A 23,801-nucleotide genomic window follows, 5' to 3' on the forward strand; every position below is an offset into this window, starting at 1 on the left:
CCTCATGTTTCGATGAGGCCATGATTTCATGGCGTCGGTCACGTCAACTTGCGCCGATCGCGGCCGGCAGATTTGGCGCTCGATCGGGAAGGGTTTCACCAGGCCGCCACCAGAAGCCTTGTCCAAACTCCTTGTCGAAGAAGCGTTGACGCTGCTTGAAAGCCTTGTTTGCCTCCGGATCGGCAAGGTACTGAAGCTGATCCCAGACGATCCGCTCCCAGGCGAGCTTTGTATACCAGATAGTAGATCCCGGCGTGTTGCCCTTGGCGAACTTCACGAGCTCGCGGCCGAAATGGGTTTTCTCGCCGCTCGCCAACTGGGCGATGTTGCCGGCTGTCAGGTTCCAGGCGTCGTTGGCGCGCTGCATCAGCGGGCCGCCGAACGTGGTCGAAAATCCGCCGCCATAGCGGTTGATGTTGGAAAACAGGAAATCGCCATAGATGCCAAGGCCGCCGCCCTGCAGGAGCGCGGCACCCCAGAATGCGCCGGTTCCCATGTCCTGCGGATCTCGGCCGGATGCCATGGATTTCAGCTGCAGGGCCATGCCGCCGAAGAGCGTTGTCGAGACCAGCAAGGATCCTGCATAGGCTGCACCTTTGCCGACCTGGCCTCCGGTCAGCATTCCGTGGATGCGTCGGCCGTGCAGAAGAAGGAACACGGCGCCGAAGGACTTGAACTGGGCGAAGCTGCGGACCACTTCACCGATGAAGGTGCCCGGCCTGTTCTCATCGACCAGCATGATCTTTGAGCGGTTGGATCCTGACGGAATTGCATATTCCGTTTCGGACTGGATCATGGAGAGGTAACGCTCTGCCAGCCGTTCGTCCAGACGCTCGCCGATTTCGTTCGGCCGCATGATCATGGTGCCGCTGCCCATATCGTGCATTGGCAGGCCACGCATGCGGTCCCAGTCCATCGGCCGGATCCCGTATCTCGTCATGACATCGCGAAGGGCGGGGGGCAGGGCGTCGAACGTCTTGCCGGCGTTCTCGGCCGTCGTTCGCATGAAGGCCAGGCCGAAAGCGTGCCGGCCCGCCTGGCTCCATGGTGTCAGTCCGGAGAGGGTGAGAACACGATCTGCCAAGAAACCGGACCATCCGCGTCCGTCGATCGTGCCGACATAGCGCGCCTGGGCATGAAAGACGTGCATTGCCTCATCCAGGATGAGGCCAGAGGCAACGGCCTCCTTTCTGGTTTGTTTGCCCATCGCCTTGACCAGGTCGGAAAATGCTCCCTGGGCACCGATACCGACGAACTGGCGCGCCATCATCGTCGTGCCGATATCGGACACAGAAGACAGCGCAGCGGATCCGAGAACCGACGCAGTGATGAGGCTGCGCGTTGCTGCCAGGCCTGAAGCCCATCGGCCATTGACCGGCGTTTCCAGCGTACCCCGCATGGATCCCCACAGCGCATCGATCTTCTTGTTGATGGACTGGGCGCCGTCGATCGCGCGCTCTGCCTTACCTGCGAAACGGCTAGGCCGGCCTGCAACCTTCTCCATGCCCTGCTTTTGAACGACCTGTTTCAGCCATTCGATCGTGCCGTTCGGGTTTGGCCCCAGGACCTCCATAGCCGCGATGTCTTTCGCCATCATGTTGATGTGGCCCATCATCGCTGCGAACGCATCGCCACCACCGCCATAGTCGCGCTGATAGCGAAGCCAGCTATCGGCGTCACGAAAGACGAGGAAGCGATGTTCGGCGCGTTGGTTCGCCAGGGCGCCACGGCCTAGACTTTGACGCAGCGGCTCGCGCTTCGCCCATCCCTCTGTGGCAATGTTCGTCCAGATCCCGTCAAGGATATCGTCGATCTCGCCGGCGTCGATCGGCTGGCCCGTGAGAGGATGTTTCATCCGGGCAGTATCGAGGAGCGGTCGAATGTCCGCCTTCCACTGCTCCAGGCCAACTTTTCGAAGAGCTCGAGCGTCATGATGCTGCGGCAAGCCCCAACGCTCGAGCTTGCCGATCGCGCCGCCAGCCGCGTTGAAACGTTGGCGCAACCACTCATGGGTATCTTCCCATACCTTGGCGAATTGCTTGGAAGCCTGGTTTCCGCTGTTCTCGCCAAAAGCCTCGCGCACAACCTCGTCCAGTTGGGCCTTGTTGTGCCGGCCGACGTCACCGAGAAGGGCAGAGCGCTTGAAGTGAGACAGAACGTCATCCATGCGCGCATGCGCCATACCAACGATCGCCTTGCGCCGGCCTTCGACGCTATCGAAGGGTGCCGTGCCGAAGTGCTCGAGGAGATCCAGCGCAGCGGCGCCGACGTCGTGCTCGCCTCGTGGGTTCTTGTAGCTGTTGATGTCGGCCGCAATGCGCTTGATCGAAGATAGAGACAGTTTCGCCTTGCGCTTCTGGTGAGCCGTCTCGGCCTTCAGCAATTCCGCAAGCGCTATTTTTGCCTCGGCGTCCGCAGTCACTTCACTGTTGCCGGCGAACTTCTTTCGTAGCCGGTCAAAGTCGCGAGTGAGCCGCGCGGCGTCTTCCTTCGCGATCTCGCCGCCCTCGACGGCCGTGTTCATACAATCTTTGAAACTCATGCGCGGCAAGCCTCCACCACTGTTGACAGCCATTCCAGGCGCTCAAGCTCTTCCTTGATCCCCTGGGGTGTGGCGGTTCTGCCATCGTCGAAGAAGGGGATTTCAAAATCATCCGGAATGCCGGCTAGATCGGCATCCGTGAAAAACGTGTCTTCAATCGCACGGCCGGGATTGTCGAGGCCGCCACGCATATCCGTGCTGTCGATCCTTTCGGGTGCAACGGGGAGCCTGGTCATTTCCTCGGCCGCGCGATCGGCGTCGATCAGCACACGGTCAAGTGCCTCCGCCGGTGCCAATCCTTCGGCATTGGAAAGCTCGGCCGCCTGCAGGATCAACTTGTCATCGACGGCCGGACCTGCACGCGCGACCAGCTCGTGAACCAGGCCATCAGCATAAGCCCGGCCGCCATCATCGACGACGCTCACACTTTCACGAGATCCCGTGTCGAGCTCGTCCAGAAGATCGCGAATGGTGCTTTGCTCCATGGCCTGGTCAGGCGTGCCATATCGATGATCGAAATAGCCGGCCTCTGCAGCTGCTCGCCGCGCCTCGTCCAGCGGCATGCCGCTATCGCGCACCAACCTTCCGACGAAACGTTCGGAAACCTTTTCTAGGCCAAGCGCCTGAAGCTCGCCCCGGAAGTCCTGGACGCCTCCGGAACGCATGAGAAATTGAGAAAGGGTGTCGGCCTTCGCGCCTTTCGTCGCCGGCGCGTCCGGTACCAGTTGATCAACGATGCGTCGCACCTGGTCGGGATCTGGCTCGAAGAAAAAGGGGGCTGTTGTCCTGGGCGGCTTTCATCGCTTGGCTGATTGCACGATCGTGCGTGTCGATCGACGCGGCGGCAGGTCGCAACTCCTCTGCAGCGCGGGCGGCCGACAGAGCATCGATCGCGCCCCGAGCTTCAGCCGGAAGCGCCTGGCGGATAGGTGCTGCAATCTCGGCCGCGCGCACCGCGTCGCCGGAAAAAGCCTCGCGGATCTCCGGGCGTGTCGAAGGCGACGCCGCAACAGCATCGGCGATCTGTTCGACCTCGCGAGGACGAAAGACCCGACCGACCGCCTCGGCGCCGGCCTGCATACCGCCGCCCAAGACGCCGGCCGTGGCTGCAGCGAACGCAACATTCTTCAGCGCTTCATTTAGCCCGTTCTCGACGCCGATCTCTTTTCGCCATGCCTGCACATGCGGCTGAAGCGCGGTTTCGATCGCGCCGTTTACGGCAGCTTCCTTTAGCGCGGCAGTGAGAATTCGTCCGCCGATCGTGCGAGCTCCGCCGGGGCCGCCGCCTGCAAACATGGTGGTGACTTGGATCGGGTCGTAACCAGCGCCGGTAAGTCCGCCGCCGATCGCCGCCATCCACTTCCCAATGCCCTCGCGGGCCGCCATGGTTTTAGCCAGGCGCTCGTCCGCGTTTTTGGCAAGCGCCTCCGCGTCCTTCTCGACCGGGACGCCGGCACGAATGACGTCGGCTCGATCGGGATAGCGTTTTTCGAGATCTGTCAGCCATGTGTTGAAGCGATTGACCGCGTCTTGCATCTTGACGGCCGTGCGCTCGGTATCGCTGATGATCCCCCGCTGTGGGTCGAATTGGCGTTCCGGCTGTTCGCCGGCGACACTGACATTCATCGGGTTTTCGAACGTCTCGCCGGTCGCCTTGGTGATGGCGCGGATCCGCTCGTCATAGGCGCGAGTATAGGCCTCGGCGCGCGCCGTCGTGTTATCGACCAGGCGCATCTGCTCACGCGCAGCGTCCCAGATTTCGCCTAAAGATGATTGGCCGGCGGCCCATGATGCTGGCGTCGCGTCGCGCGCCTCGTTGAACCAAAAGCTCATTAGGGGATCCACGGTGTTAAATCGAGTTCTTCGTCAGCTGACCGGGTGGTGCGGGCGACTTCCTCGAGGTTCCGAATGTTGAGCGTCCAGAACGTTCCACCTTCAGCTTTGATGTACTGAGGATCCTCGCCAAGCGGATCATTGAGGGCGACGCGATATAGGCCATCTCCAACCGACACCAGCCTTGCCTGGCGGATCTTACTGATCGGAATATTGAAGCCGGTGCGGTTGTCGATCGGCGGCAACTTCTTCAGCTGGTCTTCGGTAAGGGTCGATAGCAGTTTGCCCGGTTTTTCCTTTTCCATGTCCGACGGGACGATGATCTTTGATCCGTTTACGTCGGCCAGTCCGCCATAGGTCTTATTGCCGATCACCCGCGCGCCGGCGGCTCGGTCCAACGCGCGGGAGTAGGCCGCCCGGGCTACAGATCCTTCCGTCTTGAGCTCGGTTGCGTCGAAACCATTTTGGTTTGCCATTCGCTCGAAAAGGATGGACGCTGTCTGGATCATCGCTGACTGTGTGCGGGGATCTGCAGAAAGAGCGCCGGCAAGCTCTCCATTCGCGTAGGTTCCCATTTCGGCCGCGCTCGGCATCTTCGAAGTCAACAGTTTTTCTCGCTTCATAGCGAGAGTGTCGGCGATATCATTGGCGACGGAGGTATCGCCTGAAGCAAGTGAAATGCCGGCGGCATGCGCAATGACGGGCCCATCTTCGCTGAGCTCGGACAGAACGCGTGGGGCATCTTTGCCGAAAGCCTCCTGCACTGAAATTGCGAATGCCGGCAGCATTTCCGGCTTGCGGAGAATGGCGACCGACAGAGCTTCTTTCTCTCCAGGACGGAAAACCGGCACTTGTTGCTGGTAGAGGCCTGCGACCTGGTCGCGCTGCGTCTTACGAAGGCCTAGCGTTCTCGTGAGCTCTTCGGCCGAATTGGCGTCGATCGGCTGAAGCTCGATCGCGCCACCACGCGCGGCCTGACCGAGCGGATCCGTTTCGCGTTCCTTCAGCACCTCCTGGGCGCGCTTGCGGGCGGCCTCGTAGATTTCCAGGTCGTCAGCATAGCCGGGCTTGCCGGCCTGCGGTTTCATCAGCGTGAGGCGCTGCGAGAGATCCGCCGTGCTCTGAACCTCCATCCCGTTCGTCGCGGCATAGATCCGGTTGGCTCTGTCCTGTCCAAGGCGCCACTTTTCGACGCCTTCAGGCCCGACAACCTCCAAGACCTTCGCCGGATCAAGGCCAGAGTTCGCGGGATCCAAGCCCTTGCCGCTGGCCGCGATGCTGGCGACATCGTCCTCAATCAACGCCTCGAGCCGAACTTTTTCCGCCTTGTTGGAAGCTGTGCGCTGGTTGATCTGCTGGCGCGCGTCATTGAAAAGCGTGTTCGAGATCCCTTTGACGGTATCAAAGGGCAGGGAGGCGAGCGGGCCTTGCTGCTTTTTCCAGTCGTCCAGGAGCCCAGTCGCAAAAGCCTCCTTTTGCTCTGGCGTTGGCAAAGCATCATAGACGCCCTGGATACGGCCGCGCGCTGCAGTCTCGGCGATATCCAACTTGTACTTTGCCGCCTGGGGAGCGGTCAGAATGCCCTGCGCCACGGCTCCATCTACGGATCGCTGAAACGCTTGCGTCTGCTCGGTAATGATGGCGTCGCCGTCCGCGTTGGCGCCAAGAACCTGCGCCTGGCGCTCGAGGTCGATCAGGCGGGAATTGTACCCGTCGCCGAAGGCCGTCAGCTGATCGGCGCGAAGCTTCTTCTCATAGTTGGCATTGATGTTGCGAACGTAAGCCTGGTTGTTGCTGACAAAGCTCTTGTCGAACATCTCCCGCATTTTTGGATCTGCCGGAAGCTCGGCAATGTACTTCTTGCGGATTTCCTCGGCCGCTGCAGCGTAGCCGGCGGGATTGTCCTCATTTTGCTGCTGTGCTGCATAGAGTTCGTTTGAAACGCCCTCTTGCATGCGCCAACCCCAGGCAGACATTGCAGCCCGATCAAACGCCTCACCGCCCACGGTTCCATCCCGCCGAAGGGCTAGCGGAGATGAAGAAAGGGGCGGCGTAACGCTGCCTGTTTTGATGGAGGTGTCAGCCGGGGGAGCTGAAGTAGGGGCAGCCGCTGTCGCCGAAGGAGATGCGGGCGCGGAAGCCGTGGCAGGTGTCGAGGCTGCAGGGACAGGCTGACCACCTGCCAAAATCATAGCCGCCTCGCGCTTTCGCCTGCCTGGGTTGGCACTCAAGCCAGCAACGGCCGAAGACAACATTTGAAGATTGCCGGTCTTTGCCGCCGCCACAACCTCTTTCGGCAATGAGCCATAATTGTAACCGACCGACGCCAACGCAGCCTGGGCGCCTGGTGGAAGCTTGCCCCAGGTGTCGCCAAGCTGCTTTTGAACCTGAAGGCCTTCGCGTTTGGTGAGGCGATAATCGAGATCTCGCTCGGCGTCTTCGCGCGAGATCTTCATCCCCTTTGTGACCTGAACCACCTTGCCGTCGGCCGTCACGGTGGTGTCGGAGCCGTAGCCCACCCGGTGCGCGTTCACGTCCCAATAGGGAACGTCGCGAAATCCTTCCTCCTTTCGAAGGAGCGCTTTAGCCTGTTCGTGCCATGGGCCAGTGCCGGCGACGCCGCCAGCTTCAGCAACCGCTCGATTTTGTCGGTCGAAAGCCTCGTATGATTGCTGACCATATGAAAGGCCGGCGTCGGTTTGCTCTCGCACAGTCGCTTCTGTCGCCAGCTTTCCAAGGGTATCGGCAAGGCTGCCGGCGACATTCGCCAGGGCCTCGGCCGCTTGGCCGGTGTTAACGGCGTAGGCCGGCGCGTCGCCGATCGCGGCGGCCATGTTAAAGCTGGCCAGCTGGCCGGGGTTGCGGGTTTGACGGTTCGCCATTCGGCCCTCCTAAAAGATGAGCCGATCTTTTCATGGAGGACGTAGTGTCAACTTCGATCAGACCGTCGCTTTCGGTGGCGACGATCCCCGCTCAGCCATGCTGATGCCGTAACCAACCACATCGCCCAGGGCAGAAAGAAGAGCGCCACCCCTCTGAGATTTGGCTTTGTCGCGAAGCCCTTGGGCACGCATGCGATAGAGCGAGCGACGAAACTCAGTGTCTTGCTGGTCGATGGAGATCTCGTTTGCCGCGCGGGTCTTGGCGTTCGCAGCGTTTTCGGCCGCGACGCCTTGCGTCAGATCGATGCCTGCAGCGGCATAGGCCACCTCATTATTGCCCAGCACTCTAGCGAGCTCGCGTGACATGCTGGTTTTCCGCTGCTCACCGGCAAGCTGCTCTTGTTTTTCCTGCAACATGGTCTGGTCCGCCATGTCGTTGCTTTCGCGAGCGGCGGCCGCCCCGGCGCCGATCGTGCCCAGAACCTTCAGCACGGTGGAAAAGCCTTGGAGCGCACCCAAGGCACCGGCACCCATTGCCGCGCCACCGCCAGCCGCCAACCCTCCAGCTGCTACGCCGCCAGCTGCGCCAGCGCCGGCGGTTGCGCCTAGGCCTAATCCTGCGAAAACTTTCCCGATCGCCGCGACGGCAAGTTGCATGGCTGCATCTCCATTATAGTGCAGCCTCGACGGTAATCGCTCGCACGTTCAGTCTACCGGGTCGTAGCTGAGAGATCGTGACGAACGGTGCGTCGGCGTATCCTCTCAGGCCGGAGATCTTGATGCTTGTGGTCACGCCCTGGTCAAGCTCGGGAACATCGGCCGCGACGCCCCATCGATGGAGATCGACCTCTTTCATCGGGCCGCCATTCGTCGAGATCGCCAGGCTCGTGGTGTCCAGCACAGAAACATGAACAGTGTGGATCCGGGCTTTTCGTTTCAGGACCGTGTTGGGTCCGATTTCGCGGGGAGGCGGCAAGGTGGAAACAATCGGGGGGCGCCATGTGCCGACGGTGACATGACTGACTTTCACCGGTAGCGAGATCTGGCCGGCAATAACAGTGAAAGGACCGAACACATTGCGATCGCCGATCGCCCAGATCTGTCGGCCGTTGAACCGAGAAAGCCCAGGCACGGTTGCCTGGGGAGCGCCGAAAGTGACGTCGATCGCCTCATCCAGGAGAAGGCCGTTTTCCATCCGCTCGAGCGTTCGCGTGCCAGCATGGTCTAGGATAAACGACAATTCATTGCGACCATTACGGGCGACGGCTTTGAACAGGCCGTCTGACGACATGCGGGCAAAGGCAGTGACTTCCTGTTCCCGCAGGAGAGTGACCAGCCGGGCCTGGCCGTCCTTCCGGATCACGCAACCCACGTTACCATCCATCGAGGCGGTCGCGCGGCGAACGGCCATATCCCGGACGTCCTCGAGGAGATGAGGGGCAAGCAACGAAATGTTGGTTGCCAGGTAGTTTCCGTCCTGGTCGGTATAGCGGAGCTCGCCCAAGGTGGAGCCGTTGGCATGGCACCAAAGCGAAGCGCCCTCATTTTCAGCAACTGGAATGCCTCTTCGACTTCCATTGCGAGACGCTTGGACATGGTTCGGTGCTTCCGACTTTGATAGCGCTCTTTCTGCAAGCCAATATTCGGCTTGCGTGGTAAAAATCTGAAGGTTCAGTGAGGGAACGAGGGCTTCGATTTTCTCACCACCAGATATGTCCATAGGTACTAGAAACGGGCCATTTGCCTCCGTAAAGCGATTGTCGTAGTTAAAGTAGTCGGCCTGACGCGAGGCCATCCAAGCATTGGGGAGAGACCTGAAACCACCGATTATTAGTCGCTGCTGGTAAAAGCAGCCGCACTGGGGCCACCCTCTTTCTGCAGATATGACAGGTTCGCCGGGCGCTTGGCCTGGAGTTTTTTTAACCGAGACGATTGCTGCATCAGCTTTGTTGATAACGCGTCCAGAAACGGCCCATCCGTCACCTTCGTTGTTAGCGCCGGTGAACTTGATCGAAATGATGTTGGCGGATGGGATAGTAACTGTCGTGCCTAGCGCAACATTCGGAAGGTTGTCGATCGCCGCAGCAATCGTGTTCCTTAGAACTGTCGCATTCGACGTGTAAGCGATCGAAGCCGTCTCCTGGCCTGATACGGTGATAACGAAGATGCTGCCCCCGGAGGTAGATGGTGCTGATAGTTGATCAAGCTCGATCTGCCAGACGTCCGGTGTGGAGCTTCCGTCTCCATCCTGAAGCTTAGTTGTATTGATTTCGCCCGGGTTAGAGATCGGGCTTACGACTGTCCAGTGAGCGCTGACATTGGACGCTCCGGAGAATTCCACTCGAAACCGATTGGGCGCTGTGTTCGTGACGGAGATGCCTGCGCCAACAGAAATCACCGCTCCGATCGCACTTGCTAGCCGTGCTGCCATTGCCGCGTTGTCATCGGTATATGCGATGTTACCAGTTGCATATGCCGAGCCGGTGCCCTTCGCGATCTCAAGGCGGAACACACTTCCGGCAATCGCTGACCCGCTGCTGAGGCCAACAAATTCCAAAGTCCATTCTGCGGGAACGCCGTTGGTGTAAGTTTCGCCATAATCGTAGTTGGGAATTTCCTCATAAGGCAGATCACCAACCTGCCAGCCATTCGGCGTATAGATGACCCGCTTCGTCTGTAATTCGGAATGAAATAGAAGCAATGTATCCAGCCTTTGCGCCGACGTTAGCTCGGACACAAATTGGCTCATCCCTTGAACGGTTATCGTTGCCTCCACAGAAGTTGCGTTCCAGACGTGACAACTTTCACCAGCCAACACCAAGTCGAAGTGGTTCCCATTCGATGCATCAAATGTAAACAATCGATCGGCATCCGCCGGCAGATCGCCAATCAGTCGCAATCCATCTCGAAGACGAAAGCCGCCCTGGGGAGCAATGACGATGTTCTCCGCGTACTTCAGGCCGGTGGCGAAATATTTGAGCGTCGTGCGCTCCTCGAGGATCTCCGCGAGCTCGCCCGCTGTAAAGGCAGATTGCATGCGTCCAGGGCTCGAAACCATTTAGGATCTCCATGCCGAATCGAGCGGATTTCTTTGCATCTGAATTTGACGCGGCGGATTGGAAAAGGCGTCTTCGGAAAGTGCGGCTCTCATCTGACCGCCGCGAAATTGCTCACTCGAAGTTCCGTAAGCCTCGACCAAGAAGTCCGAATAGGCGTTGCGGTTCGACGCGATCGCATAGGCGAGCTTGGCACCGATCGCCGTGATCGTCGCCGTTTTGAATGTGCCGGTCCACAAGTGCGGATCCGGACGAAATTTCACCATGGCGAAGAGAGGATCGGCATCAGCGTGCACTTTGCCGTTCGTCAACAGATACTCGGTAAAGCGCCGGCGTGGATCTTTCGCGTCGTCTGTGAGGTAAACAGGCAGGCCAATATAGGGCTGCGGCGTCTCGAAGACATTGGCGAAACCGCTAAGCGGTACCGCGTCGGTAAGCCGCGACAGCTGACGCATTTCGCGGGCGAAGGCAAAGCCGGACGGCTGAAGGCCCAAGTTGAAATCGACAGTCTCATCGTAGATCAGCGACGCGCTTTGTCCGCCGCCCAGATCCTCGGTGAAACTTTGAACGGGCTCTTCACCGATGCGAGCGCACGCGGTGTTGACGATATCGAGGGGCGTCAGCAGTGCCATGAAACGAGCTCCTGAAAATGCCAAACCCTCGCCGGGGCGTGAGCCGGCGAGGGCAAGGCTACATCAAAACATCAAGCGGCGACGTTTTGGGCGGCGATGGTGACGGCACCTCCAGTGTTGGCCGTGACGATGTAGTTTCGGCGCGCCGGCGCGCTCGCCAGTGCGAGCGTCATGTCGAGGTGATCGCCGACTTTGAGAAGCTTCGCCAGGCTGTTGAAATAGCCAGCGGTCTCGACGGCCGCGCGATCGTCGTTGGTGACATACTTGTGGACGCCAAGGTTTGCACCTGCAGCGCCGGACGGGTTGAACATGAAATCGACCGTCCGGAAGCCCTTCTTATCGAAAGCCATTTGCTTTCTCCTATGTTGAAGACAAGAGAAGAGGGCGGCGCGAACGCCGCCGTCAGGATCAGACGATCGCGATCGCCGAGTTGGTGGAGGTTCTGAAGCGCTTGATGCCCTTGCCCTCCTGCATGGGGGAGGCGGCGCCCTTGGCGGTCATGTTGATGGTCCACCAGTTTTCGTAGTTGTCCCAATCGGTAATGACGCTGAGATCGGTGTTGTTGCCCCAGCCCATCGCGGTTTTGTGCCAGATAAACAGATCCTGTTTGTTGGCGCCCGGCACTGGGTAGAGATCGGCCGGATCTTCTTCGACAAAGAGGAACCAATTCACTCCGTTCCAGAAGCGGGTGTCGGTCGCCTTCACGAAAGGAATGTCGGCGCCGACATGGTCAGACGAGTTAACCACCTTGTTCGCCAGCAGCTGGTTCCACTGCAGGGAAGGCAGGCCGCAATATACGTTGCCATCCCACGGGACCTTGTCGTCCTGCAGATACTTGCACAGCATCATGGCATTTGCAGCGCCGAAGGCGCCGGCCGAGAAGTCGAGGTCGCCAGGTACGTTCGGAACGGCGGTTGCCATCTGCTGATAGACTTCGATGTCGGTCGCTCGACCAAGCGCATTCGCGCCGCTTTCGTAAACGACTTCCTTTTCGTCTACGCTCATACGGTCAACGTCGTATTCTTCAACGACATCGAAGGCCTTCCAGGTAGCAAGCGGCACTTCGACCTTCTTGCGCTCTCCGTTGCCCGGCTGGTTACGCTCGCGGCGTTCGACCTTTTTGGCCTTTGTCTTGCCAGCCAGCCAGAACACCGCCTTTTCGTTGTTCTCGATGCGCATGGCCTGGGTGATGGTCGGGCGCAGACGGTTGCCCTTCTGCTGATAGATATGCATCGCGCGATTGGCGTACTGGGTCGTATTCCAGTTGGGTGCATTTTGCGTCATATGACGATCTCTCCGATGATGTCTGGGAAACACCGGGGAAGGAGAGGCCACGAAGGCTCGCGGGTCCGGTCAATGCCGGAGAGGCCGCGAGGCTCGCAGGTCCGCCCTGTGCTGATCTTGACGATAAGCGGGCGGGCGTCCGGTCAACTTTTACCGGTTCGGATGCAGACGGGCATAGGCCTCGTCGTATTGCTTGCGGAGTGTTTCGTCGAACCGTTGCGCCGGATCTTTATGGTCGCGGTTACGCGGATCGATGCGCGGATCGGAATCGAGTTTCTTCAGATCATCGGCCGATAGCTGACCCTGTTGGCCGCCTTGCCCGCTGATCCGGATACCGTTGTCAGCCAGGCGGCCGGAAAGAGCCCGAAGCAACACATTGCCGGCCGCCGTGTCGGTCATGCCGACCAGGAGCGCGTTGACGTCGTTCTTCAGACTGTCCGGAACGTCCTTCAGCTGCGCAACGAGACCGTTTGCAAAAGCCTCGTTGGCGGAAAGCGTTTCGTGTGTGCCTTTGGTGTCGAGGCCCGTGGCCGTGGAGAAGGTTTTCAGTTCCCCCGCAGGATCAAACGGTGCGGCAATGAGGCCCTGCTCGACAAGCGGAGAGTAGATGTCGGACACAAAGCCGGCAAACTGTTCCTGGCTAAGGCCGTGCTTATGGGCGGCGGTCTTCGCTGCGTCGAAATACTTGTCCTGTGACAGGTCGCCAAAGTAGGGCTTCAGGTTGTCGGCCGGCTCGAAGCTGTACATGTCCGGCTTTTCCGGCGCCGCCGGCATTTTCGACAGCTTCTCGCGCATGCCATCAAAGCGTGGTTTGAGGTCGGAATAGCCGCCAAGCAACTTGCCGAGCGTTTCATCGGCATTGGCGCCGGCGAATTCGGGGGGCAGACCGTCGGGAGCTTTCCAGCCGCCGTTGTCGCCGCCGCCTTCGGTGCTGCCGCCACCACCGCCGCCGCCTTCAGCACTCAAAAGGCGCTGCCAGCGCCGCGCATAAATTTCAAACATGTCACGCCTTCCTTAGATGTCACGAGGCTTGGTTGCCTCGGAATTGCCCAGGCCGATCTGGCGGGCAATCTCGTGTGCCAGGGCATTCTGTCCCTCGCGAAATGCACCGAAAACGGCCATGGACATCGGGTCCAGGCCAAGAGAGGCGAAGAACACTGTCCGCCTCAAAGTCGAATCGAAAAGCTGCTCAAGCGCCTTTTTCCCGTCCGCGCTTCTGGCGAAGCGCGCCCAGGCCCGCGAAATCGACTTTTGATCCTCGGCGTTTTTGGCCCGCTGGATTTCCATCGCAGTTTTCACTTCAGGCTTGGCGCCTTCGAACCACTCCCATCCGCCTTTCGACGCGGAAGTGATGATGTCTTGCATCGATTGGGGGATCATTATGTTGCTCCGGCTGTCGCAGCTGCAGCCTGAAGGGCGGCCGTCGCCTGCATCTGTTGTTCTTCCTCGTCGTCCAGCTTCTTCCGCTGGTCCTTCGTGACGATGTATTCCGCCGGCACGCCCAGTTGCCGCCCGATATCTGAAAGCGCATCTTCCAGGCGGGCAACACGGCCTGCGCGGTCCTGAAGGATCATCAGCACCATCTGAAGCCACTGGATGATTTTCTCGATGCGCTGCGCCTCTCGGGCGATAGACAAGGGCGACTTGATCCGGACCTTCGTGATCAACTGGTCGATCGGAATTTCTGCCGCGATCAAACCGCGATTATAAGCGAGCTCCATCACTCGCTTGACTGCGGGGATCGTGACTTCCTTGATCAGCCGGCCATAGGCGCCTAGGTGATCGGACGCCAAGCGCTTCACGCGCTCCAGGATCTCTGTTGCCGATTTCACCGCGGCGCCGTCGGGGGGCAATGACTGATCCATCATCGTCGCCTTAACGCTCAGGCGCATGTCGTTGATCACGAGATTTCCGAGATCTAGACGCGGATCCGGAAAGCGATTGAGGGAGGGGCCGCTAGGGCCGCCGTTGCGCGCCACCTTCCAGATTGCACCGGGTGAGAGTGTGGCGAGGTCCGGATTAAAGACACCATCATCAACTGCCGTATAGATCCCGAGCATCGCGATCGCGGCGGCCTGCAGCTGTAGGCGAGCCGTGGTGTTGAGCGTCTTGATCGTCGGCATGGCGAGCATGACAGGGCCGCGACCGTAAGTTTCGCCAGGAACGCGGAAGTAGCGGGGAATGAGCCAGGGGTTGGTTCGCGACTGGCTGGAAAACAGAATGGTGTCCTGCTTGTTGCACCAAACCAGCATATGCCAGCGCCGATGTTTCCGGTCATAGACCGTATCGACGTAGACCTCGAGCTCCGCCTCCGGCTTCTCGCGGTGAAGTTCCGAAAGTTCCTTGCCGAACCTGCCTTCCTGCCAGGTGTCGAACAGCACGCGAACCGTCATCTTGCGGTCCCAGAAGACGGCGGCAATTTTGTTGTTCGGGCCTTGCTCGATCAGCAATTCCTCGATCGGAACGGAGATTGGCTCCCACAAAAGTTCCGGGTCGTCGGTCGGGTTCATGAGGATCGCGCCGGTGCCAGCGGATAGGTCCAAGGCCATCTCATGAAAAGCCATGTCCCAGTCGCCATCCTCAAAGAACGCCCCAGCAACTTTGCTTACCGGCGCCAGCTGTTTTGCAAATTCTTCTCGCTCGGACATGTCCATGACGAGCGGCCCAGGCTCGATCTCGAAATTCTCTTGGCCGGCCGGCCAGAAATCCTGCTGAACCTTCCCCGCGAACCGGAAAGCGCTGTCGATCGCCGTGTGATCGAACACCTGGTCAACACGCTTTTCGCCCTGGCCTGTGTTGCGCGTCGATTTTCGAAACGGGATTGCGTATTGATACGCTTCGTCCAGGAGCGGCTGAATTGCGTCGCGCTCCTTTTTCGCGTGGCCGCGACGTGCCTTCAGCTTCGAGACTTCGAACATCAGGCGCTACCGAACTTGTCGTTTCCAGAGCCCGACAGATAGGTTTCGTTCATGTATGTCAGCATTCGACTGCCGGTCTTGCGTCCGGTCCGTCCTGCCGACGCCTGGTCAACTTCAGCCTGTTGACGCGCGAGATCCGCAAGCGTCCGGCGCTGCTGCGCCGCCGCTTCCTGCTTCTGCAGTTCCTGCGCTTGTTTGCTCGCCTTGCTGCCCCCGCCTAACATACCGCCCATAAGTCAGATCCCCTTCGCTGAAAAGCTGGAAGCCGGATGCCGCCGCAATGCGACGCCCGGCCTCTGTGTGGCAGATCACCACGATTTCAGGGTAAGAGCGGGAAGCTAAGGTCAACCGTATGTCCCGGATCAGCCGAAGCATGAAGGGAGCGCCTTCAGGGCGAATATCGAACCAGGCCTCGGCACCCTCCTCGATCGGATAGAGACCGAAAACACCCAACAGTTTGTCGTCATCGCGCATGGCGAAGGTTTCGCCAGTGCGCCACATCTCGCGCGCAACTGCCCAGTGAATGCGGGTGGTGGCGCCACAGAGCTCCGCCACGTCGAAGAGTGTTGCGGGGCTATCTAGCCGGTAGCTCATTGCAAGCCCGCCTTATGCGGATCAAAGCCCCCCCGACCCCACGGGGAGCGAGAAGATCCCGGCGCACGTGATCGGCCGGCGTCACGCTCTTTGTCAGAAGCTGCCCGGATAATGCCGGCCCGTCCTCGGAAACCTATGATCAGATATTGCAGCGCGTCCTGGACGTCGGCCCAAGGGTGCGTTTTTTCCGGCTGCTCTTCAAATTCGGTTGAAGCATGTTCCTTGCGGCGTTTGTAACGATACTTCCCGTCAAAGCCCTCGAGGAGGAGAGGGCACTTTTCCGGGCATATCAGGAGTTCGCTTTGCGGTTCGTGATAGCCGCGGAGTTCCGTTTTCACCGCATCCAGGCGCATGCCCAATTCATTCGAGCCATTGCCCGGAATGAGGATCGGCAGGCTCAAAATCATGGCGATCGTTTCCATCGATGTCAGCTGGCCGCCTTCCTTGTCGGCGCCATACTCGGCCGCCGGGTCACACCAGATCCGGATCTTGGTGGCGCCGCCGTAATCCTCCCGGATCTTTCGCTCGAGGCCTTCGCCGAAGCGTGCGGCGCCGACGCCATGATCGAGATAAAGCTCGTCGATGGCGCAGATCCTTGATCCCTTGATCTGGCCGAAAACTGCAGCCGGGTTCAGGGTGTTCATCGAAATATCGATGCCGATGCCTAGGGTAAGCTTTGGCTCGAAGTAGATCCGCGATCGCGCGACGTGAATATCTCGGTTGAACTTTTCGAACACCGGCTTGCCATGCCGTGAATATCCAAACTCGTTGTCCACCATGCGCTTGATGAAATGGTCTTCCTGGTTGCGCACGATGCGATCGTAATAGTCCGGATCCAGGTTGAAGCGGTTTTCCGCTTGGGCAGACCGGCCGGACGGCTGGCGAAATAGGTGGCGATCCTCAGTCGGCTCCTTGATGAACTTCTTATAGACCCAGTTATCAACGGTCGGCGCGTTTAGATCGCCGATGACCTGGCGTTGACGCTGGCCGGAATAGATCGTGCGCCCGAGCTCGCGGCCAAGCTTCTCGAGCTCCGCAACCGTGAGCAAGATATTAGCCGATGGATAACGGCCGACGCGCTGCTCGAGGTCATCAAGCGCCCCGTCTGCGTGGGTGTCCGCCTCGTTCAACCAGGCGCCGGAATATTCGCGGCCCTTCATCAGCGTTTCGATGGAGTTTTCGCCAAGGCCGGCAAATTCGGTGACGATCTCGATCCGAACGCCGTCGGTGCCCATGAAGCGCAGTGTATGGGTCACAGGCCTATCATTGCCGCCGGCCCATTTGGAGCCAGGAAAGCCCTTGGGAAACCATTGCTTCCAGCTTTCCAGAACCGTCTTTTCCGCCGATCGGAACGTGTCGCGCAGCACCACCCACCGACACATGCGGGTGGGCTTCTTGTCTTCCGGATGCCACGCCACCGGCGCCAGGGTGGCCGCCATGATGCGTCTGAACGCGCATAGGGTGGTCTTGCCGCCACCAAGCGGGCCCATGACGAAGGTCGTCAGATAGGAGGAGTTGAGGAAGCCCTCACCGACAGGACCAGGCGGCGTGTAATTGAAGGGATCGAAATCGCCGACATAGTCGAGATCCGCGATCTTCTTGCGCATTTCGGCGTCAGAAAAGGTCCGGACGTCGTCGCGCGTGATGATATCGGAAATGTGCTGGCTCATTGGTTGGCTCCGACGGTTGCCCCAGCTGCCGGCGCGCGCATAGCGCATGCGCGCCGGCCCCTAAGCAAGTCGGCTGAAAGCTGCAAACCGGCAGGTTTGCGGGTTGAGGCCGCCCGCTTGCCAATCCACTCCCCAAGACGAGATAGAAAATTACCCCCGACCCCCAGGAGGGCAGGGAGAGGCGCGGTGACGACGCCGACCCGGACCCCGACCCCAAGGCGGAGGAGATCAAACGCGGCGCAAGCGCTCCAAATCGCCCCCTGAAACCGGCTTGAGGCCCATTGCGAAAAATGGGATCGGTGCGCGGGCGCTCCCCCCCAGGGGGTGGGGTGCCCCCCGCTTCGGGGGAAGGCCCCCCGGCCGGGCGCCGCTGCCAGCCATGCAGGGGGGGCATACCGGACGCGGCCTGGCGAGCGGCGCCCAGGCCGACCGTCTAAATGGTGCCGGTCCCCCTCGAGATCCGGCCAAGGCAACTGATATCCTATCAGCCAACGGAAACCGTAACGCATTGATATCAATTCGCTTTCTTCATCGTGGGACTTTGAGCCGTGGGACTTTCGCCCGCGCCACCCGCTAAGTTATTGATTTCATTGGGGGTGACATCGACCAGCGGACGGCCGACGGACAGGCCGCGTTGGGCCGCCACGCTCTGCGCCTGGGCAATCTGGTTGGTGCCGGAGTTGATGACCAGGATCGGCAATCGTTCATCCTCGACCACCACGCGCACCGGCGCCTTGCCGTGCAGGTATGGCGCCAGGTCACGCGCACAGGCCAGCTGCTCTTTCACAATCTCGCCCAGGGACGGCACCGCCTTGCCGGTCTTCTTGCCGATCGCCTTCAGCGTCCGCTCATGCTCGCAAAAGAAGGCCTGAATGCCCACCGGATCCGCGCTCATGAACTCCGCCTGCATCTGCAGCGGATCCTTATAGCCCTGGGCCTCGTACCAGGCGGCGAAGTCCTGCGTTTTGCGGTTCCGCGCGCCGGCCGGGCGGCCACGGCCGCGCTTCGCCGCCTTCTTCGGGTCGTGATCGGCCAGCGCGCCGGCGGCCTCGGCACGCCAATCCTGTCCCTCTGAACCATTATCGTCGAATTTATTATTCGAGCTCATGAGCTTCCGCTGTCTTGCAAGTGTCTAACCTCTGTCTAATAAAATTATCCATATAAAACATATGGTTAGATATATATTTAGACAGTTAGACAGATAGACAGCGTTATGCCTCGTATACACACGCTCACTTGCGCACATTATGAGGAGTTTTGCTGTCTAACTGTCTAACTGTCTAATGATCCTGATTATCATAATGAAATCAGATGGTTGTGTTTCGCTGCGCGTTAGACACTCATTAGACAGTTAGACAGTTTGCGGCGAGACGACACACGCCTAGGGATACGGTACAGCAAGGCAAAAACCGTCAACCACGCCGTTTCGAGCATACCGGAGGGTCGGGGTGCGGGTTTTGCCCTGAAAATGGACGCGGAATGGCGGGCCTCTGCCGCCAATGGTTGCAGGGGTCATTTACTTAACCACCTCGTATACTCGTAGAGAGAAATGAAGCTGCAGCGCGCTTGGCGGCCGGCGACGGTGACGCGATTATCGAAATGGCCGGGCTTTAGCTCGAGCTTTTGCCGGACCACACGCGGGTCGCCACGCTTGAACGCGAAGCTCCAGGATCCTTGCTGCCCGTTGGAGAAAGGCGTGCCGGCGAGCGCCTTGGCGAGCACGCGGCTCTGGTTGGGTATCGCCAGGCAGTAATTCTTAGAATGATCCGGATCCTCGACAAGGCCGATATCGATCAGTGACAGCCGATCGCGCACTTCGTTGATGCTCTCGCCGTTCTTGATCCGCTCGACTTCCTGGGCGACGGTGCGACGAGCTCCGCCGGAATAGTTCTCGATGACAGAGGTTTGGATGCTGATAAGCACCTGCTCCCAGGTCGGCGCACGTCCCTCGAGCTCCGGCACGAGATCCGCCGCGAGCCACTTGCCCCAGGGCGACAGATCCTCATGAGGTAGACCAAGCGCTTTCAAGCCTTCGTCGCCTAGCATGGTGTGAGCGACTGCCAGAAACGTGCCGAATGTCTTCTGGCCTCGGCTGTCGTGGCCGTGCTCGCGCAATATGTTGGCGTAATCGTCCAGCTTGTACTGCAGATCTTTCCAGCTATCCGCCAGCCGGCGCAAGAGCCGGGGGCCGACGGTGTCAGCTTCAGGCAAGACAGGCGCTTTGTTGCTGCCTGGATCCAGCGGCATAAGCTGGATGATTGCGAGCCTGGTCATGGAAGCCGGGGGCAGGGGCGGCGGGTTGATGCCGGAAAAGAAGAACGTGGACTGCGCCTGGAACTCGACGCCTTTATGGTTCTGGCCGCCGCGAATACGCACGGATCCGGACGCAGCATCGCGCGCCATCTTGATCACCTTCTGCGCCTGGTCGATCCCGTCGTCGCCCTCGAGCTCGTCGATCGCGATCGGCACGCTGTCATGCCCGACCAGCTGATAGAGACCCGCCTCGGTCGCGTTGGTCGTGGACACCATCATGCGGCCAAGAATGGTCTTCAGCACGCCGTTCTTGCCGTTGAGCTCTGACTTGCCCACGCCGGCGTCGCCGACGATCATCATTGACGGTCGCCATTCAAGGGCGCCGCCCAACATGGCGACGCCGATCGCGCCCAGGACGATGATCGGATCGACCTCCTTACGGTCCATGTTCCAGGTGCGCAGGATCTCGACGACCTTCACGGCCGGATTGTTTGCGGCCGTGATCGGCTCATGCCATGGCACCATGGCACGCGGCCGGCGCACATACAGATGATCGTCATACTCGCCGGTTTCGAACGTCTCACCGTTGATCCACAGGCTATCGCCGCAATGCAGGATCAAGCCGCCCTTGCTGTCACGCCAGGCGCCACGGCCGCGCACCATGTCGGCCGAAGACCAGGCGCCGCGTTCCCTGCAGGCGGCATAAAGCGCGCGGCGGACCATTTCACCTTTCCAGCCAGTCACGCGCCCCTTGGCATCGAAGGACGGAAAGGCCCAGTCGAGCCATGCCTCATGTCCTGCAAAAAGCTTCTGCAGGCGTTCGACACCCATGGAGCTATCGCCGGTGTTGAAAACCTGCCCCATCGTGTCGACGAAATAATAATGCTCCCCGTCATAGCCAAGCGGCCGGATCGGGCAGTTATAGGGCAGGTGCCCCGTGTCATCGAATAGACCATCCTCAAGCCACTTGCCGGGCAAGACGCCATCAAGCGATTTCCCTCGCTCCGGATAGGCGGCGTCCTTCGCCTTCAGCTGGTGCTTGACCTTGCTGATCGCCCCGCCGATCAATCCGCCCACTTTGCGCGCGCCGTCGTTCTTTTCATCAGCCATCAAAAATATTTTCCCCAGTCACCGAAAAGCAGGTCAAAACCTGCCTCCCGGTTGACAAATGAGCGCCCAATTTCAGTTTGTTGATTTGCTCTTTCTGGAACTTTTGGGCTTCACGGGAGTTTTGGCGCCCTCGGTTGGTACCCCGCTGCCTTCCCCAGTTGCTCCGCTAGATCCTTCAGCGCTTTTCTGGTCCGTGGATTGTTCGGAAGAAGCCCGAGACTGATCTCCGCCCACGGCGATATCTTCCGCACCGTTCCCGGTATCGGCTGACGTGGCGCTCGCTGTGGCTTCTCCATCGGTCACACCTTCATCGCCCTCGCCACCTGCTTCGCCTTCCGGCTGTGGTGGCGCCTGCTCCAGTTCTGCAGAACCTGCCGGCGCTGCTGCAGCGGCGTCTGGAACTCCTGCCTGGTCGTCGTCATCAGCCATGTCAGAAACATCGCCCTGTGCCGACGGATCCGGTTCAGCCTGGCCGCGCGCTTCCTGTCCCTGGTCTGCAGTGCTTTTTTCATCGGCATTCTTCTCCTGTTGCCCGACGGAAAGCGCCGGCGGCTTGTTGCTGGTGTCTGTGTCGTCGATCGGCGTACCAGCCGAGATCGCGACCTGGTCGGCTTCAGCGTCTTTCGCCTCGGCCTCCTCGAGCGCGCGCTTGTCGGCCGCCTGCTGATCCTCAAGCCATTGCGCCTGGAAGTCCTCCTGGTCGGCCAAGCTTCCGTGCGGTTCGAAAATGCTGTCGGCGAGCTTCAGGCCGGGCTGCTCGGGTGCCTCTGCAGGCTCAAGCTCCTGCAGCTGCGCGGCCTGGATCTGCTGGAAGGCGAGCAGGGCAGTGGATGCGAAGAGGTTGAAAGCAAGTCGGCGGGAGGATTTGAGATCCGTGAAATCGATCGCCTCGGCTTGGCTCCACGACTGCGACATGCCCTCGATCCTTGCATATCGCCACAGCCGCTCGCCGTTCGCCTCTGTGCTGCGCACATAGTCCGCCAGGCGATAGACGTCGGTTTCGGTCCTGTCTAGCATGCCGCCAAGCCAGTTTTCGTCCTCGGGCGGGTTGCCCTCGAGGATGGCGAAAAGCTGGTTGGCTGATGTGTGGCCGATCGCGCCGGCGAAGTCGATCGGGTCGATCAATAGTAGATCCGTCATGCTTTCTCTCCTTGCTGTTGAGCTTTTTCTGAAGCGCGATCCAGGCCTTCGATCTCTGCGATGATGAGCGCCGCCGCTCGCACCAGGTCGGCGCGATCGTTCTTCGGTTTGCATAGATCTTTCGAGCCCGGCCAAATCGAACGCGTTTCGCGTTTGATATCGGCCGCTGACTTTCCTTCGCCGCGCAGCCACACGCCGAATAGGTAGACTTGCGCGAAACGCGCTAAGCGCCCGGCTGGATATTTATCGTCGGTCTCGGCGGTGAAACCCTCTTCGTTCCACTGACGATCGCGCTCGTTCATCACATCGACGACGGCTTTCGATAGATCGTCTGGATTAAGCCACCCCGCCTCCATAGCTGCTTCGAACGGGCTGTCGTCCGGCTCTCCCCATGCCTCGTAGCTCATTGAATTTTCTCCTTGAGTGCGTCGAAAGTCTTCTGAGTGCAGAAGATGACGTTGCCTTTGGTGACGAACGTGTTGTCTTCGACCGTGGCCTTTAGGCCTGTGCGTTCGTCGGTGATGACTGTGCCGGGATCTACCTCCCTCACTTCCAAGCAAAAAAACGGGGTAGGATTTTCGATCATTTCCATCCGCTCCTTATTGCGTCGTTGACGTCTTTCCCCCACTCGGCCGGCATGGAAATCACCTCCACCGGCTTCCTGAAGCTCTTGAGCCTGGCGATCGCCAGGTCGAATTGTTCCTGGGCCTGGGGCTTGCCCCAGTCGTTGTCCTTGAACACCACCCATGCGCTGACTGACGGATGGTCGGGCACGGTGCGCAGGCCTGGCAGACTGCCAGCGGCCCACACACGCAGTTCCGGATTGGTGAGCGCGACGGAAAGTCCGTCCTCGATGCCTTCGGTCAGCGCGCAAATGCCGATCACGCCATTGGCGGCGGCTTCCTCGGCGGAAAGCTCGCTCTCGCCATTGGTCAGGCGGATGACGAGCTCCGATGTCTCGGGAAACATAAGCTTGGCTTTATCGACCGAGGCCTTGCCCGATCCGTCCGGCTGCAGGAACGTGTAATGGCACGCGCCGATCCGGCCGGTCACATCGACGAGGGCGGCAATCATCGCCGGGATCCTCGGCCGGCCTTCCTCCATCCAGTATTCGCAGTCCTGGCGGAACCGCAGGGATCGTCCCAGTCCGGAGATCTGCGACAGAGGAATGCCGCGCGACGCAAGATAGGCCTCGCCGGCCGTGTTCTTGATCGCACCACAGCTGAAGAAGAATTTACGAGCTCGAGCGATCGATTTTTCGCGCCGATCTCGGTCGCGGGCCTCTGCAGCTGCGCGCCTGGTCTTCGCCTCGGCCTCGATCTGCTTGCGCCGCTCGGGGCTCATATCCTTCAGGCCATAGCGATCCTCGACCCATTCAACGGCCGCCATTCGGCTATCCGGGTTCACATCGCCGGTGAGGGCATAGGCGACGAGATCGATCGCGTCGCCGGCGTCGCCGGAAACGAAGTCCCGCCAGGCGCCACGCCGTGCGCCCTGCAGCCAAACGACCATCTGATCGGGTTTCGCCTTGGCGCGATAGGGATTGATCACGTTCCAGAGGCTTTGACGCTTGTGTTTGCGACTAGCGCGCAACAACTGCTCGACGATGTTTTCCAGATCGTCGATCACCTTTTCCTTGGCGACGGAAAAGCGGCTCATAGCGCCGCCTTTTTCACGGTGATGATGAGGCTGCCCTCGCGGGCCTGAATGTCGTACTGCTGAAGAACTGATAGGGCGATTTTATCGAGCTCGCCTTTCACCCGATCGGCAACGCGCTTGTTGGCGGCCTCGATTTCCTCCTGGGAGATCTCGCGCAATCTACGCTGGAATTGCTCTTTCAGCATTCTTTCGAAGTCGATCGCTGTGCCTGTTGTGCTCACCGGCATT

The 23,801-nt window shown here is 59.9% G+C and carries 21 protein-coding genes; all 21 read right to left on the reverse strand.

The window, feature by feature from the left end; translation table 11 throughout:
• Window positions 1–43 precede the first annotated feature (43 nt).
• On the reverse strand, window positions 44–2,542 hold the full coding sequence (locus QE408_RS15175) for a hypothetical protein (RefSeq protein ID WP_306932542.1): 2,499 nt from the start codon (window positions 2,540–2,542) through the stop codon (window positions 44–46).
• On the reverse strand, window positions 2,539–3,288 hold the full coding sequence (locus QE408_RS15180) for a hypothetical protein (protein ID WP_306932544.1): 750 nt from the start codon (window positions 3,286–3,288) through the stop codon (window positions 2,539–2,541). Before QE408_RS15180 ends, QE408_RS15175 begins: the two co-directional genes overlap by 4 nt.
• Window positions 3,272–4,375, reverse strand: a complete 1,104-nt coding sequence (locus QE408_RS15185) for a hypothetical protein (protein ID WP_306932546.1) — start codon at window positions 4,373–4,375, stop codon at window positions 3,272–3,274. The genes QE408_RS15180 and QE408_RS15185 overlap by 17 nt, the downstream gene beginning before the upstream one ends.
• A complete protein-coding gene (locus tag QE408_RS15190) occupies window positions 4,375–7,257 on the reverse strand; it encodes a lysozyme (RefSeq protein ID WP_306932548.1) in 2,883 nt (960 codons plus the stop codon). Before QE408_RS15190 ends, QE408_RS15185 begins: the two co-directional genes overlap by 1 nt.
• Window positions 7,258–7,314: 57 nt before the next feature.
• A complete protein-coding gene (locus QE408_RS15195) occupies window positions 7,315–7,914 on the reverse strand; it encodes a hypothetical protein (protein ID WP_306932550.1) in 600 nt (199 codons plus the stop codon).
• A 13-nt stretch (window positions 7,915–7,927) separates the two neighbouring features.
• Window positions 7,928–10,315, reverse strand: coding sequence for a hypothetical protein (locus QE408_RS15200; RefSeq protein ID WP_306932552.1), 2,388 nt, complete (start codon window positions 10,313–10,315; stop codon window positions 7,928–7,930).
• A complete protein-coding gene (locus QE408_RS15205) occupies window positions 10,316–10,945 on the reverse strand; it encodes a hypothetical protein (RefSeq protein ID WP_306932555.1) in 630 nt (209 codons plus the stop codon). It abuts the gene before it with no gap.
• A gap of 71 nt (window positions 10,946–11,016) precedes the next feature.
• Window positions 11,017–11,295, reverse strand: a complete 279-nt coding sequence (locus QE408_RS15210; protein ID WP_306932557.1) for a hypothetical protein — start codon at window positions 11,293–11,295, stop codon at window positions 11,017–11,019.
• A gap of 58 nt (window positions 11,296–11,353) precedes the next feature.
• On the reverse strand, window positions 11,354–12,229 hold the full coding sequence (locus QE408_RS15215; RefSeq protein ID WP_306932559.1) for a phage capsid protein: 876 nt from the start codon (window positions 12,227–12,229) through the stop codon (window positions 11,354–11,356).
• A 150-nt stretch (window positions 12,230–12,379) separates the two neighbouring features.
• The gene (locus QE408_RS15220) at window positions 12,380–13,231 is read right to left on the reverse strand and encodes a hypothetical protein (RefSeq protein WP_306932561.1); all 852 of its coding nucleotides are present in this window, start codon (window positions 13,229–13,231) and stop codon (window positions 12,380–12,382) included.
• A 12-nt stretch (window positions 13,232–13,243) separates the two neighbouring features.
• Window positions 13,244–13,609, reverse strand: coding sequence for a hypothetical protein (locus QE408_RS15225; protein WP_306932563.1), 366 nt, complete (start codon window positions 13,607–13,609; stop codon window positions 13,244–13,246).
• The gene (locus tag QE408_RS15230) at window positions 13,609–15,147 is read right to left on the reverse strand and encodes a portal protein (RefSeq protein WP_306932565.1); all 1,539 of its coding nucleotides are present in this window, start codon (window positions 15,145–15,147) and stop codon (window positions 13,609–13,611) included. The genes QE408_RS15225 and QE408_RS15230 overlap by 1 nt, the downstream gene beginning before the upstream one ends.
• A 114-nt stretch (window positions 15,148–15,261) precedes the next feature.
• Complete coding sequence (locus QE408_RS15235) at window positions 15,262–15,741, reverse strand: hypothetical protein (protein ID WP_306932566.1); 480 nt, start codon at window positions 15,739–15,741, stop codon at window positions 15,262–15,264.
• Window positions 15,738–17,411 (reverse strand): hypothetical protein, encoded by a 1,674-nt coding sequence (locus QE408_RS15240; protein ID WP_306932568.1) that lies wholly within the window; start codon window positions 17,409–17,411, stop codon window positions 15,738–15,740. The genes QE408_RS15235 and QE408_RS15240 overlap by 4 nt, the downstream gene beginning before the upstream one ends.
• A gap of 514 nt (window positions 17,412–17,925) precedes the next feature.
• Entirely contained in the window at window positions 17,926–18,519 is a 594-nt protein-coding gene (locus QE408_RS15245; protein WP_306932570.1) for a hypothetical protein, read from the reverse strand.
• A gap of 404 nt (window positions 18,520–18,923) precedes the next feature.
• The gene (locus tag QE408_RS15250) at window positions 18,924–20,774 is read right to left on the reverse strand and encodes a hypothetical protein (protein WP_306932572.1); all 1,851 of its coding nucleotides are present in this window, start codon (window positions 20,772–20,774) and stop codon (window positions 18,924–18,926) included.
• A 72-nt stretch (window positions 20,775–20,846) separates the two neighbouring features.
• Entirely contained in the window at window positions 20,847–21,914 is a 1,068-nt protein-coding gene (locus QE408_RS15255; protein WP_306932574.1) for a hypothetical protein, read from the reverse strand.
• On the reverse strand, window positions 21,911–22,321 hold the full coding sequence (locus tag QE408_RS15260; protein WP_306932576.1) for a hypothetical protein: 411 nt from the start codon (window positions 22,319–22,321) through the stop codon (window positions 21,911–21,913). The genes QE408_RS15255 and QE408_RS15260 overlap by 4 nt, the downstream gene beginning before the upstream one ends.
• Window positions 22,318–22,506 (reverse strand): hypothetical protein, encoded by a 189-nt coding sequence (locus QE408_RS15265; RefSeq protein ID WP_306932579.1) that lies wholly within the window; start codon window positions 22,504–22,506, stop codon window positions 22,318–22,320. The genes QE408_RS15260 and QE408_RS15265 overlap by 4 nt, the downstream gene beginning before the upstream one ends.
• Window positions 22,497–23,573, reverse strand: coding sequence for a DUF7146 domain-containing protein (locus QE408_RS15270; protein ID WP_306932581.1), 1,077 nt, complete (start codon window positions 23,571–23,573; stop codon window positions 22,497–22,499). The genes QE408_RS15265 and QE408_RS15270 overlap by 10 nt, the downstream gene beginning before the upstream one ends.
• The gene (locus QE408_RS15275; RefSeq protein WP_306932583.1) at window positions 23,570–23,800 is read right to left on the reverse strand and encodes a hypothetical protein; all 231 of its coding nucleotides are present in this window, start codon (window positions 23,798–23,800) and stop codon (window positions 23,570–23,572) included. Before QE408_RS15275 ends, QE408_RS15270 begins: the two co-directional genes overlap by 4 nt.
• Window position 23,801 lies beyond the last annotated feature (1 nt).

It is taken from the genome of Agrobacterium larrymoorei, from assembly GCF_030819275.1.
In the GTDB taxonomy this organism is placed as follows: domain Bacteria; phylum Pseudomonadota; class Alphaproteobacteria; order Rhizobiales; family Rhizobiaceae; genus Agrobacterium; species Agrobacterium larrymoorei_B.